Raw genomic sequence first — 13,734 nt, 5'->3', positions numbered from 1 at the left:
GGCGTGGGAAGATCATACATCCTGCTCGGGCGGAGCATACAGACGCCCCTGCGCCTCGCGCAACCGTCCGGCGCTCACCAGCTGCGCGATTTCACGCTCGATCGTCAGACGCAGCCCTTCGGACGTGGATCGGAAGCCCAGTTCACGCGCGGCGGCGCGGATCGCCTCGTCGTGCGATGCGCCCACGTGGTGTTCGATCAACGCCAGCAGGCAGGCGCGAATCTCCGCCGGGGGCAGCATCTCCGGCTTGCGCAGCGACGCCAGGGATACGTTCGCCCGCGTGCGCGGCGCCACCGGCCCGCTCGAGGCCCTGAACAGAAAACCCCCGTCCTGGGCGATTGCTCCGCGCCCCAGGGCCACGATGATCGCCGTCTCCACCGCGCGCTGGATGCGCGACCCGGTACGCTGCATCCCCCAGAGCTGGGCAAGACGCTGGGCGACGATATCCGGATGCACCGGCGACTCGATCTGCACCACCCGCTCCACCAGCTTCGACAGCGCGGCGGGCGACATCTCGTGGATCGCCATGCGAGTGCCGACGGTGAACGCCGCCTCCTCGTACGGCGCCGCGATGGCGGCGGGCGTACCCTCGGCGTCGTCCGCGTCCGCCTCGGCATCCGGCGACTCCTCACGCTCGATCTCGACGGCGTCGGTCGAGCCGCTGGTCGGCTCGACCGATCGCCCTCGCTCGACACGGGCCTGTTCGATGGCGGCGACGACGCGACGAAGTTCCTCCTGCGGCCGATTGAACCAGTCGGTGGACCAGATGCGGTGGATGCGCCAGCCGCGATCTTCCAGGACCTGTTGACGAAGCCGGTCGCGGTCGCGCGTGGACCGTGCACTGTGGTACGCCGCCCCGTCGCACTCGATGCCCAGCAGGAACCGCCCCGGCTGGTCCGGGTCGCGGACCGCCAGGTCGATGAAGAACCCGGCCACGCCCACCTGCGGCTCGACCTGGTATCCCTGCGATGCGATCGCCCGCGCGACGGATTCCTCGAAGGGCGAGTGATGCCCCTGCCCACCGACGGTCTCGACGCCCAGCACCCCCGTGCGCGCGTATCGCAGGAACGCCTTGAACGCGCGCGGCCCGGCCCCGGTGGCCCGGTTCAGGTCGATGTCATCGTCTGTGATCGAGGAGAACACTTCGCAGCGCGTGCGGGCGCGGGTGATGAGCACGTTGAGTCGTCGCTCGCCCCCCTCGTTCGATAACGGTCCGAAACTCATGGCCATGTACCCGGAGGCGTCGCGCCCATACCCGACCGAGATGAGAATCACGTCGCGCTCATCGCCCTGAATGTTCTCCAGGTTCTTCACGAAGAACGGCTCGGCTGACCCGGTGGCGAAGAAGGGCTCCAGATCGGGCCGGGCGCGGCGCAGGCGCTCCAGTTCATCCAGGATCGCGTCGCGCTGCTGCACGGAGAACGCACCCACGCCCAGCGTCAGGTGCGGGGCGGTTTCGGCGTGACGAATCACGTGCTCCGCCACGCGGCGGGCCTCGACAGGGTTGGTCCGACTGCCCGCTCGCTCGTACACGCCGTCGGCGACGTGGTGAAGTCGCACGCCCGTCGCCGGCCCCGCGTCGGAGGGGCTGGGCACCACGTAGAGCCGGTTTTCGTAGAACTCGCGGTTGGAAACCGCGATCAGCGAATGATGGCGGCTGCGATAGTGCCACCGGAGCATCCGTTCCGACATGTTGCACGACTTGCACAACCCCAGCACGCTCTCCAGATCCCCGGCGACCGGCGCATCGTCATCCGTCTCCACGTCGTCCAGCGTCCGGCTGAAGAATGAGGTGGGCGGCAACTGGCGATCGTCGCCCACGACCACCATCTGCTCGGCGCGGGCCGCGGCGCCCAGGGCCTCGACCGGGCGGACCTGCGATGCCTCGTCAATCACCAGCACGTCGAAGAAAATCGACCCCGGTTCAAGGTACTGGGCGATCGACATGGGGCTCATCATGAACACCGGCTTGAGCCGCGACGCTGCGTTGCCCGCCTGCTTGAGGAGTTGCCGCACCGGCAGGTGGCGGCGCCGTTTGTTGAGTTCGCGCTTGATGACGCCCAGTTCGCCAATATCGCCCTCGCCGCGCGGGATCTGGCGGTAGTGCTCCATCGCCACCTGACGCCGTGCCAGGTGCAGCCGCTCCAGGTCCAGTTGCCTGAACCGCGCCAGCACGCGCTCGTGCGAGAGACCGTCGAACGACGCCAGCGCCGGACGGGCGCGGAGCATCCGACGAAGCGCGGCTTCGCAGCAGCACGCCTGAAGCATGTCCACGGCGTGATCCGGCGCCAGCCGCCCGTCGGCCAGTCGATCACGCACGGCTGCCACCCCCAGTTCATCCGATCGCCAGGATCGCAGCCGCCAGCCGATCCAGCGTGTGATGCCGTCCGGGTCGGTGAGCCACTGCGCCAGCCGGGACGACGCCTCGGAGAGAGGAAGGTCGGTGACGGAGGCGAGCCCCTCCCCGAAGGCGGCGCCCAGGTCGAGCTTGACGGCCTCGAACACCGCACCCAGTCGTTCCGTGGCCTCCCCCGTCGCCTGCGATACGCGGTCGGCGGCGTCACTGACGGCGCGTCGGTCCTTCACACGGCGCGGCAGATGACGGAACGTGCGCGGGATGGTCTTGTCGGCCAGGCACTCGGCGTCCCAACGCTCGATCGACGCAAGCAGGGACCAGTCCGACTGCTCGCTGCGCCACTGTGCGCCGAAGGCGCGGGCACCGAGGTCCGCGCTCGCCGCGATGTGTTGTCTCGCCTTGCGGGCGGCGATCAGCGCATCGAACAGTGCCAGCCGCGCGTCGAACCCACCAGGCATGGGTCCGGCCAGCACGCCGCGCAACGCCCCGACTGCGCGGCGGTAGCGCGGCGAGAGAAAACGGAACAGCGACCGGCCCGTGGCGGCGAAGTTGCGTCGGGCTTCGGACAGGTCGGCGTCCCACGCCACCTCCGCCGCCACGCCGCTCAGCCGGGTACGGGCGTCCGTCAGCACGAAGCCCTGCTTCACCAGGTCGGTGATCGCCGCCCGTTGGTTCTCCCACACCGGATCGGTGAGGGCTTCCGCGTCCATCTCCCGCGGTGCGGCGACCACCCGACGGGCGAGCGCGGCCAATTGATGGTGATCCCCCGGCGTGCCGCCGATTGTCACGCGCAGCAACCCGGCGAGCACGCCCGCCTCGGCCGCCGCCTGATCGACGGCGCGGCGGGCGGATTCGATTTCGGGCACAAGACGACGGCGATCATCCGGCAATGAAACGTCGAGACAGACGCCCCGCCAGGAATGCGTGGCCACGGGCGAGACGCCCGTGCCGCTGGAATCGAGGGCCACGGGCGTGACGCCTGTGCCGCTGCTTGCCGAGGTCATCGCGCGCACATGCTCAGCCAGGTCGGCGACGTGGCGTGTTCGCTCGTCCCGATCCACTGGCGACCACGTTGCGGCATCGGGCAGTTGGAAATCCGGGGGCGGCAAACCCTCCGCGCGCAGACGCACCAGTTCGCCCACGGCGCGGAAGGGCGTGAGCATCGACGGCGTATCAGGCGTGTGCATGGCGTCGGCGTGCTCATCGAGCGTGCGCCGGGTCCGCTCCAGTTCGCGGGCGTTCTCCTCCACGCCCGCCAGCACGGGACGGGCCAGGTCCATGGCCCGCGCCAACTGCTCCAGCACATCGCGCTTGCGGGCCTTGTTGCTGTGCAGTTCCAGGCACAGGTCGCCCAGGCCGATGTGCTCCAGCCGCCGCTTGACCACCTCCAGCGCGGCCATCTTCTCGGCGACGAAGAGCACGCGCTTCCCCGCGTGCACCGCGGCGGCGATGATGTTGCCGATCGTCTGGCTCTTGCCCGTGCCAGGCGGTCCCTGCACCACCAGGTTGCGGCCCCGCTTGACTTCCTCCACCACTTCCGCCTGTGAACTGTCGGCATCGAGCACGTGAATCGTGTCCAGCGCGGGAACCATCCGATCGATGCGTTCGCCCTCCGGCACCACCGGCGGTTCGTGACGGAATCCCTCCACCAGCAGCGAACGCACCAATGGGCGCTGCTCCAGTTTGCGCTCCCCGGGCCACGACTTCGGATCGAGGTCGCGGTACATGAGCAGCTTGGAGAAGGAGAAGAACCACAGGACGGCGTCGTTTTCCAGCACCTCCCAGCGTTTCTGACTTCGGATCGCCATTCGCACCGCATCGAAGTACGCCGCCGGCGAGAGGTCGTCGATCTCCGGCACGTTCGGCAGCGAGAGGCCGAACTCCCTGAGCTTCACCTGCAACGACAGGTTCGTGGCCGGGTCGTCACCTGACCACCGGATCTGAAAACGCGAGCCAGCGCTGCGGCGGGAGAGCTCCACCGGCACCAGCAGCAGCGGCGCATCGCGCGGCTCATTCGACGCGTCGTTCTCGTACCAGCGAAGGAACCCCAGCGCCAGGTAGAGCGTGTTGACGCCCTGTTCCTCCTGAAAGATGCGGGCCTCGGTGGCGATGCGCAGCAGCCGCGTCTGGAGTTTCTCGGACGTGAGCGTGGTCTGAAGGAACGCATCCACGTGATGGGGCAGGGGGTCGCCGGGCGGGGGGGCGCCCCCGTGGGAGGCGGGTTGCTCCAGCACACCCTCAGGCGTCTCGACCAGGTCGCCCACGTCGTCGCCCGCCAGGTCGCCCATCGTTCGCCAGGGGCTCGATTCGTCCGTGACGGCGCCGGCAGAAGGTGACGGCGTGGGCGCCGATCGCGTTCTCGGCATGGCCGATGCATCAGGGGCCGCGCCGCGTTCGTCATCCGCCGGGCGCGGCTCGAAGGACATGGCCCGGCTCTCGTTGACCAGGAGGCGGAAGATGTCCTCGCTGCGTTCGTCCACGATGTCCAGCCGCGTGGTCCGGGCGACGCGCCGGGGCGTGTTGAGCAGCCGATTGCGGGCCGTGAGATCCAGCAGCTCGCGCCGGGCCGCCTCGAGGCGGGCATGCAGGATGTCGGCGGCTTGCCGGGCTCGGGCCGACTCCGAAGCGGGTTCCATGACCGGAGTGTACCGGACCGGGGCGGGGCACCCAAGCAAAGGTCGGCGGCTGGGCCGTCCGGGGCGACGGGAGCCGAGGGTCACGGGCGGGGTGCCTGCGACACCGGCGCCGCCCGCCCCTCAACCTCCCCCCCTGGCCATGCCGATAACCAGTGGGCATGTCATCCAAGCTGAACGCCATTCTGCGCCTTGAGGTGCCGGTCATCGTTCGCATCGCGGAACGGTCGATGGGGTTGTCGGATGTCCTCAACCTCGTTCCCGGCTCGATCATCGAGATGAACAAGTCGGTCGAGGAGGATCTCGACCTGCTGGTCAACAACAAGGTGATCGGCCGCGGGGTGGCGGTGAAGGTGGGCGAGAACTTCGGGCTGAAGGTGACGCGGCTGGGGACGCAGCAGCAGCGGGTGGACGCCCTGGGGGGTCGAGCGAGTGGGGCCGGGGGAACCGTGTCAGGTGGCGGGGAAGGGGCCGGGCAGGGGGTCGCCGCCCCCGGTGCAGAGGGCGCCACGCCGGCCCCGCTGCCGCACCCGGCCGCGGGAGCAGCAGCGCACGGAGCGGCGGCGTGACGTGACGGGCCGTTCGGCCGATCCGCGGCGGCTCACTACAATCCCGCCCTCGGGGCGGGGCTTCAGGATGAGACCCCTTCGAGACCCGCATGGCCCGCAACATTCCCGTCGGCAATGGCGAACTGCTGATCACGTTTGACGACCTCTACCGCGTCCGCGATATCCACTACCCGCGCGTGGGCATGCCCAACCACACCGGCGGGCACGTGCAGCGGTTCGGCGTGTGGGCCGACGGCCAGTTCGCCTGGATCGAGGACGCCGGCTGGTCGCGCGACCTGCGATACAAGCCCGACACCATGATCACCGAGGTGCGGCTGCGCCACGAGCGGCTGGGCGTCGAGCTCATCTGCCACGACGCGGTGGATTACTCCGCCCCGGTGTTCTTCCGCCGCATCCGCATCATCGACCTGCTGGGCCGCTCGCGCGAGGTTCGGCTGTTCTTCCATCACGACCTCTCCATCAACGGCACGCCGGTGGGCGACACCGTCAACTACGATCCCGCCACCGCCGGGCTGGTCCACTACAAGGACGACATCTACTTCCTCATCAACGCCTGCGACGAGCGCAAGTGCGGCATCGACCACTGGGCCACCGGCGCCAAGCGCATCGGCACGGCGGAGGGAACCTGGCGCGACGCCGAGGACGGCCAGCTGTCGCGCAACGCCATCGCGCAGGGGTCAGTGGACTCCACGGTGGGCTTCTCGCTTCAGCTCACGCCGCACGGGGCGTCCTACGTCCATTACTGGATGGCGGCGGGGCGAGACTACCGCTCGGTGAAGCAGCTCAATCAGAAGATCCTGGAGCGCACCCCCGGGCGCATGATGGACCGCACCGAGGCCTACTGGCGCCTGTGGGCCTGCAAGGAGCCGATCGACTTCTCCCCGCTGCCCGAGCCCATCCGCGACCTGTTCGTGCGCTCGCAGCTCATTCTGCGCACGCAGATCGACAACGGCGGAGCGATTGTCGCCGCCACCGATTCGGATATCGCCCACTACGCGGGCGACCACTACGCCTACATGTGGCCGCGCGATGGCGCCCTGGTCGCTCAGGCGCTGGTGCTGGCGGGACATGGAGAGCTCTCTCGCGCCTTCTTCCGCTTCTGCGCCAAGGTCATCACCGAGGAAGGGTACTTCCTGCACAAGTACAACCCCTCGGGCACGCTGGCCTCGTCGTGGCACCCGTGGATGCTCGACAGCAGGAAGGTGCTGCCGATTCAGCAGGATGAGACGGCCCTGGTTGTGTGGGCCTTGCGGAAGCACTTCGAGGTCTTCCGCGACGTGGAGTTCATCAAGCCGCTCTACCATCCGTTGATCATCCGTCCCGCGCAGTGGATGCTGGCCCACCGCGACCACCACGGGCTGCCCAAGCCGTCGTGGGATCTGTGGGAGGAGCGCCGGGGGGTCCACACCTTCACCGTGGCGGCCACCATCGGCGCGCTGCAGGCGGCGGCGGACTTCGCCCACGACCTGGGCGCCTTCGATCAGGCCGAGGAGTTCGGGGAAGCCGCCAAGCGCATGCGCGGCGCCATGCTCCGGTATCTCTGGGTGGAGGAGCGGCAACGGTTCGCCCGCATGGCCACCCCGCTCGAGGACGGCACCTACCGGCTGGACATGACGCACGATTCGGCCAACTTCGCCCTGTTCGCCTTCGACGCGCTTCCCGCCGACCACCCCGCCGTGGTCGCGGAGATGAAGGCGCTGAAGGACCGGCTGTGGGTCCGCACCACGATCGGCGGCATGGCCCGGTACGAGCGCGACTACTACCACCAGGTGGAGCGCAACGACATCGACCGCGTCGCCGGCAACCCCTGGGCCATCTGCACCCTCTGGCTGGCGCTGCACCGCATCGAGTCGGCGGCCAACCTGGTCGAACTGGAGGAAGCGGTCGAGTACCTCGAGTGGGCGCGCGAGCGCGCCGTCTCCTCCGGCGTGCTGGCGGAACAGTTCCACCCCTACACCGGCGAGGCCGTGTCGGTCAGCCCGCTCACGTGGTCGCACGCCACGGTGCTCACCGTGGTGATGAAGTACCTGCACAAGCATGCCGCCCTGACGGGCAAGCGCGTCGGGGGACTTTCGGAGCCGCTCAAGCCCAGGACCAGCGCCCGATGACGGCGGCTCGCAGCGCCGGCATCGGGCTGCGGCTGGCCGGCGCTGGCGCGGCGTTGCTGCTGACGGGCTGCGCCGCATCCGGTCGCATGGAGCCGGCGCCGCAACGCACCGCGCTGCCGCTGTCCAGGCCCGTTGCGGCGTGGGTCGCGTCATCCCACTTCCGCCCCGGTCCGCGGCGCGTGGGCGACGTGGACGCCATCGTCATCCACACCACTGAAGGACGTTTTGACCGGACGCTGACGTTCGCCGAGAACCAGGCCAACAACTACCGCAACGTCATCCGCTACTTTCAGAAGAACGACCGCGAGGTCAGCGCGCACTTCGTCGTCGGACCGGATGGCGGCATCACGCAGATGGTGGCGGAGGAGGACATCTGCCACGCGCAGACCTACTACAACGCCCGCTCCATCGGCATCGAATGTGCCGGCTGGGCCGACAGCGAGGACACCTGGACGCCGGAACTGCTCGATTCGCTGGTGGAACTGGTCGCCTACCTCGCCGTCAAGTGGCGGGTGCCCGTGGAGCGGCCTGAAGGCGACGCCAACCACGGGCCGTACTCGCTCGACACGCCCGAGGGCAAGCGGTTCAACGGTCGCGGCATCGTGTCTCACGGGCAGATCCAGCCGTGGAACCGAACCGACCCGGGGCCGCACTTTCCCTGGGAGGCGTTCCTGTCGCGGGTGAGGCGGCGGATCGACGCCGCCGCGGGCCAGTTGGCGGAGTGAGACCGGGGCCTCCCGTTTCGCGCGGCTTCTCAGGTCGGGCCGGGCGAGACGCACGGATTGGGGCCGTTTCCCTACCGCCGCGGCGCGGCACGGAGGTTTTTTCTCCGTACTGTCGTATCACCACTGCGAATGGTGGTCTCGGCTTGTGAGGGGCGTCCCCTCGGACGATCACCGGAACCATCCACCGCTCGCAAGGAGATTCAGACCATGACCCTCACCCTTCGATCCCTGATGCTGGCCCTCGCGGCCCTGTTCCTCACCGTCCCGGCCATGGCGGACGTCACCGCCCGTGCGGTGGTCATCAACGCCCAGAACCGCTTCGCCGGCAGCGAGGCGTACAAGGTGGACTTCTACGCCTCCTTCGACCTGTACGAGGTGAAGCTGCTGCAGGGCAACCAGATTGTCAAGGCCCGTTACCGGGCCAGCACCGGCGCCTTTCTGCGCTCCAGCGTTGAGACGCGCCAGCGCGACGTGCAGGAAGTCGCCGCCGCCCTGCAGATCGCCCAGGTCACGCTGATCCAGGGCATCGACATCGCACGGGACCGTGTGCCTGGATTCGTCCGCGAGGCGGAGATCAAGGTCCGGGACATCGAGGACGAGCGTAACGGCAAGCTGCTCAACGTCGAGATCATTCAGAGCGGCGTCAAGTGGGAAGTGAAGATCAACACCGTGACCGGCCAGGTCATCAAAGTGCAGCGGTACAACTGAACACTGTCCCGACAGACTCCCCTCCCCATCGCGCCCACGCGATGAACGTGCCCGCCCGCCCCGGCGGGCATGTTTCTTTCGTTGGCGCGGGGAGGGTGTGGTGATCAGAGGGGAACCGTCGCGTGAAGCGAATCAACGGGAGAAGCCGGGGAGCATCTCAACGTCCCGGCGGATCAGCCGCAGCCCCAGCGCCCCCAGCCGACGCCCGCTCATCAGCCCCAGGGCGTAGGCCAGCACAGCCACGCCCTGCGTCGGCGCCAGAACCACGGACCCGATGGTGGCCAGCGAGTAGTAGTAGTTCGAGTACGCCATGGCGCCGCGCCAGTCGTCGATCGCCAACCAACCGAAGAACCCCAGGAGCAGGATCAGACCGATGAACGACCATCGCGTCAGCCAAGGCCCGGCGCCGCAGGTGATCACGCGCCAGCACAGCCCGCCAATGAACGCGACAAGGCAGGCAAGCCCCAGCGGAATCAGGAAGTACCAGTTCAACTCGAACCAGTGCGACTTCGTGGCGCCGAACATGAATGGCTCCACGGCCACCATCGTCGCCAGCATGGCGAAGCCGAAGGTTCCTCCCGCGATCGCCAGCAGGAACATCAGCATCAGCGCCACCCACGGCAGGGCGATGAGCCACGTCACGCTGGCGGCGAAGCGAGAAAGAATGACGGGCTGATCCTCCAGCGACGCCGCCAGCCCGCACTCCGGGCAGCGCACCATCAACAGCCCGTACCTCGGCTCACGCCAGTAGGGCTGGTGCTTCAGGTTGTATTGACAACTCAGGCACAATCGGTCGCCGCCGAGATTGCCCAGCCGCTTCTGCTGTCGCTCGTCGGACGGCGGCGCGGGATTGATGGTGCCTGAAGTCATGGTGATCGTGATTCCGGCAGTCGGTTCGGATCAACGGCGGGGCGGCGCCAGCCCGTCCGTCGTCCACAGCACGGCCAGGGCGGCGCGCGAGCGCGGGCCGAGCATCGCCGAGACCAGCAGTCGGGCCAGCCAGCGTCCGCTCAGCACGCCGATCAGCACCGTGCCCAGCGTCACCAGTTGCGCCGCCACCCAGACCGGCCAGACCAGGCGGCTTTCGAGCCAGTAGTAGATGGTTCCCGGCCTGTCCGACCACCAGAGCGGAATCGTGATGATCAGTGCGACGATCATCACCAGCAGCCACGCCGCGGCGGTGACGGCGACTCGCCGCTTCCAGTTGGCGCGCATGAGAAGGATGGTCAGCACAACGCCCTGCGCCAAGGCCGCCAGGAGGCCGAAGAAAATGATGAGCAGTTCCTCGGGACCGAGCGAGTCGAAGATCGCGCCCAGCCCGATCCTGATCAGGCCGCCGGACTTGATCCACGCCTCCATGTCCTCCGGCTGGTGATTCCAGTAGCGTCGATTGGGATCGTTGGGGTAGCGGTTCGTGAGCCACGTATCGAACTCGCTCTGCACCTCGTAGCGGAGTGGTCGGCTCATTTCCTCGGCGATGGCGTAGTCCATGCCGATCAGCGATGCCGTGCCTCCCAGCAGCACCACGATGAGCAGCAGCAGCGTCATGCCCGCGAAGAACGCCGCCCAGCGGGCGGTCCATCGACCCAGGTGCGGGTACACCACCACGGGATTCACCGCGGTGCATGCCGGGCACGTCGCCGCCATCAAGCCGTAATGCGGCTCGCGCTCGATGCCCGACCCGATCAGGTTGACGCCGCAGCAGCGGCAGAAACGATCGCTGCGGACGAACTGCTTCGGACCCGTTGAGGGTGATGACGATGGGTGATCCACGCGGGGTGGATTTGATCCGTTCGGCGCACCATCGGTCGCCGTCCGCGGCCCATCGTCAACATTGGGTGTTCTCAGGTCGATTGCAGCAACCTCCTGCGCCGGGCGCGGATCCATCGCCATCGCCAGCGCCGGGCGTGCGACAGCACCCAGTTGATCAGCCGCCCGGCGGGCACGCCGGACCACGAGACGAGTCCCATGACAATGCACGCCGGGAGCCCGACGCCGAGCAGGAGCAACATCTCACGCCACCCGTCCTGGCGCCGCAGGTCGAGGTACTCCTGACCGGTCGCGCCCATGTTCCGCGGCAGGGACATGCCGGGCCACGTCAGTGCGTACGCGACGTAGCCGATGATCAGCAGCGCCGCGGGAATGGTCCACCATGTCAGCCACACTTTCCACCGGCGATGATGCGTGAACGCGGTTGAGAGCCAGATGCCGGTCGCGAATGGAAGTACCACCAGCGCGGCGAAGCAGACGCCGACTGCCTCCTCCATTCGCAGCCCAATGCGGGGCGGCAGCACGACCGATACACCCCAGGCCGCGATCACCGCCAGCGTGAGCAGCCCCGCGCTCACAAGCGTCTTCAGGAGCAGGGCCTCCAACGCCATGTGCAGGCGATGAATGTGCAGGATGCCCGATGTGATCTCGTGCCGCTGACGCACCGCGACGGCTCCGCAACCGTCGCATGGCACGATCCACAGGCCGTAGTGCGGCTCGCGCCGGGCTCGACGCCGCGAGAGATCCGAGCCGCACTTCACGCACACGTGAGCGATCGGCATGACGGGTAGCGTACATCGAACCGCCGCCTGATTCGAGCCGGAGAGATCGGCGGTTGCGGAAGAGGCGTAGCCCGGTCAGCCCGCCGGTCCGCAACGAAACAAGAAGGGCGGCCGGACGCTCCTCTCCTCGGGTCCGACCGCCCACCACGTGGTGCCAGATTCTGAGCGCATCCGCCGGGCGGCGACGGATGGCACACGGGTTGTCAGCGGACGCCGCACCCGCTGGAAGAACCAGAGCGTCTCGCCGACGCCCTATCCCCTCAACCCCACGACCCCACGCGGCGGATCTCCTCCTGCGACTCCGGAAACGTCGGTGGCGCCCTGCCTTCGGCGCTGAAATCAGCGCGGCAGCCGGCAGGCGAGGCCGGTGAGGCGACGAAACTCATCCTATCACATGACCCGACGTCGCCAAACCCAAACTCCCCGAACTTCTCAACTTGCCGCGATCGATGGCCTTGTGGTCTGTCCCGCGGAGTCATCGGTCACTCGTGGTCTGGATTGTCCGAAGCGTGGTGAGGGCCGCCTGAGTGAGAGGCCCGTTGGCAGGGGGGAAGGGGATGGTGACGAGTTGGTCCAATCCAACCCAGGCGTGATCGGCGATCCCCAGATGCCGCACCGTGGCATCCTCCGGAACGCGGGCCAGAAAGCCCATCAATCGCACGGTCCGGTCCGGATACCGATGCGTAACTTCATGAAAGAAGGTCAGTTGTGACGGGTTGACTCGCAATCCGGTCTCCTCGGCCAGCTCACGCGCCGCGGCCTCGACGACCCCCTCATCGTGCTCAACCTTGCCGCCGGGGAACTCCCACAATCCGCCCAGGTGGGCATCAAGGGGGCGGCGGGTCACCAGCACCTCCAGTCGCTGTCCGGTGAGGCGCCAGACCACCGTCAGGGCGATGGTGAACTCACGATGACCGGTTGTTTGGCGGCTGGTGGGGCGCATGAATGGCCTGGAAGCGGCATTTTGACGCAAGTTATTGCAAGACAATGATTTATCAATCTTTGACGAATCCGGTTTCTCTCCGTTGACCGGCCCGGACCAAGGCGTGTAGTGTTGGGGGTTCAGTCGAGGATATCCCGGCCGCAAGGCCGTGGCGCACCGCCGCCCGAACGTGTCGGAGCATTCGGGCGGCGGCTTTTTTTGCGTCATGCTCGTCACGTGATCGCGGTCACGCGCGAAGCAGGTCATCCGGGATTCGTTCGCCCGACGAGGACGCAACGTGATGAGCCACGCGGCCCGCGACGACGAGTGACCGCGGCCAGTCGCGCCCATCGAGCACCCCGCGGATCAGTCCCGCCAATGCGGCCTCACGAGTTGCCGGCGCGATGGCCTCGTCCCTTCCGCTCACACCCGACTCGCTCACGACGCGCATGGATGCGCCGTCGAAGAGCACGATGAAGAGCACGCCCAGCGGACGCAGCAGCGAGCTTGCCGCCAGATCAAGCGGCTTGTCGCGCTCGCCCGGCGAGAGGGCTCGAACCGCGATCTCGTCCATCACCACGCCCTGGGCGAATGAGGCGGCGCGCACCGCGCCGGCCCGGTCGATGGCGTCCGTGGCGCGGTTCGTCAGGTCATACACGCGCAGAGCATGCGGACAGCACGTGAGAAAGCGGTCGATGGTGGTGCGCGTCTGGGCCTCGCGCCGGGCCAGATCGCCGAACATCACCACGTCGGCCTGCTGCGCGACGTCCTCCATGTCGAAATCCCACTGGAGGTTGTCAAACGCGGCCCGGGCGTCGAGCATGCTGGTGATGCGCCCCGCGAGGGAGCGAATGGTGAGTCGCCCGGTGGCCAGATCCGGATCGTATTGCATGGCGCTGACGTCCACGCCATGCTCGCGCAGGGTGCGTGCGATCCGCTCGCCGTTGGCGTCCTGCCCCACGCGGGCCACCGTCACCGCGGGGACGCCCAGACGAACCGCCATCATGGGCCAAGTCGCCGCCAGCCCGGCGACCGTCTCACCGCCCGGCCCGGAGGACAGCAGCGCTTCGCCGATGCCGACCCATGTTCGTCCTTCAGTCATGCGGGCAAGAGCGTAGCGACGTGACGAGCGTGATGCCAGTACGGAAACGTGCCTGATTC

10 protein-coding genes are annotated in these 13,734 nt (G+C 68.0%); 4 read left to right on the top strand and 6 right to left on the bottom strand.

Going from position 1 to position 13,734, the window contains the following annotated elements; translation table 11 throughout:
- Nucleotides 1–12 precede the first annotated feature (12 nt).
- Complete coding sequence (locus tag HRU76_03625) at nt 13–4,992, bottom strand: DUF3320 domain-containing protein (GenBank protein QOJ16731.1); 4,980 nt, start codon at nt 4,990–4,992, stop codon at nt 13–15.
- A 158-nt stretch (nt 4,993–5,150) separates the two neighbouring features.
- Here HRU76_03625 and HRU76_03620 point away from each other — a divergent pair, with 158 nt between their 5' ends.
- The 4 genes from HRU76_03620 (at nt 5,151) to HRU76_03605 (ending at nt 9,099) form a co-directional block, all read left to right on the top strand.
- Complete coding sequence (locus tag HRU76_03620) at nt 5,151–5,558, top strand: FliM/FliN family flagellar motor switch protein (GenBank protein QOJ16730.1); 408 nt, start codon at nt 5,151–5,153, stop codon at nt 5,556–5,558.
- A gap of 89 nt (nt 5,559–5,647) precedes the next feature.
- Nucleotides 5,648–7,666, top strand: a complete 2,019-nt coding sequence (locus tag HRU76_03615; GenBank protein QOJ16729.1) for a glycoside hydrolase family 15 protein — start codon at nt 5,648–5,650, stop codon at nt 7,664–7,666.
- Nucleotides 7,663–8,391, top strand: a complete 729-nt coding sequence (locus HRU76_03610; GenBank protein QOJ16728.1) for an N-acetylmuramoyl-L-alanine amidase — start codon at nt 7,663–7,665, stop codon at nt 8,389–8,391. Before HRU76_03615 ends, HRU76_03610 begins: the two co-directional genes overlap by 4 nt.
- A 207-nt stretch (nt 8,392–8,598) precedes the next feature.
- A complete protein-coding gene (locus tag HRU76_03605) occupies nt 8,599–9,099 on the top strand; it encodes a hypothetical protein (GenBank protein QOJ16727.1) in 501 nt (166 codons plus the stop codon).
- Between the two features lie 132 nt (nt 9,100–9,231).
- Here the strand turns inward: HRU76_03605 and HRU76_03600 are convergent, their stop codons facing one another.
- From HRU76_03600 to HRU76_03580, 5 genes are all read right to left on the bottom strand, one after another.
- Complete coding sequence (locus HRU76_03600; protein ID QOJ16726.1) at nt 9,232–9,969, bottom strand: hypothetical protein; 738 nt, start codon at nt 9,967–9,969, stop codon at nt 9,232–9,234.
- A gap of 30 nt (nt 9,970–9,999) precedes the next feature.
- Complete coding sequence (locus tag HRU76_03595; GenBank protein ID QOJ16725.1) at nt 10,000–10,872, bottom strand: hypothetical protein; 873 nt, start codon at nt 10,870–10,872, stop codon at nt 10,000–10,002.
- Between the two features lie 71 nt (nt 10,873–10,943).
- Complete coding sequence (locus HRU76_03590; GenBank protein ID QOJ16724.1) at nt 10,944–11,651, bottom strand: hypothetical protein; 708 nt, start codon at nt 11,649–11,651, stop codon at nt 10,944–10,946.
- 475 nt (nt 11,652–12,126) lie between these two features.
- Nucleotides 12,127–12,840 carry an NUDIX domain-containing protein gene (locus HRU76_03585; GenBank protein ID QOJ16723.1) on the bottom strand — a complete coding sequence of 238 codons (714 nt, stop codon included), beginning with the start codon at nt 12,838–12,840 and terminating at the stop codon, nt 12,127–12,129.
- Nucleotides 12,821–13,675: a hypothetical protein gene (locus tag HRU76_03580; GenBank protein QOJ16722.1), complete on the bottom strand. Its 855-nt coding sequence runs from the start codon at nt 13,673–13,675 to the stop codon at nt 12,821–12,823. The genes HRU76_03585 and HRU76_03580 overlap by 20 nt, the downstream gene beginning before the upstream one ends.
- Between the last annotated feature and the right edge of the window lie 59 nt (nt 13,676–13,734).

This window comes from Phycisphaeraceae bacterium, assembly GCA_015709595.1.
GTDB lineage: Bacteria > Planctomycetota > Phycisphaerae > Phycisphaerales > SM1A02 > CAADGA01.
The sequence above is the reverse complement of the archived record's forward strand: the minus strand, read 5'-3'. Positions and strand labels throughout refer to the sequence as shown.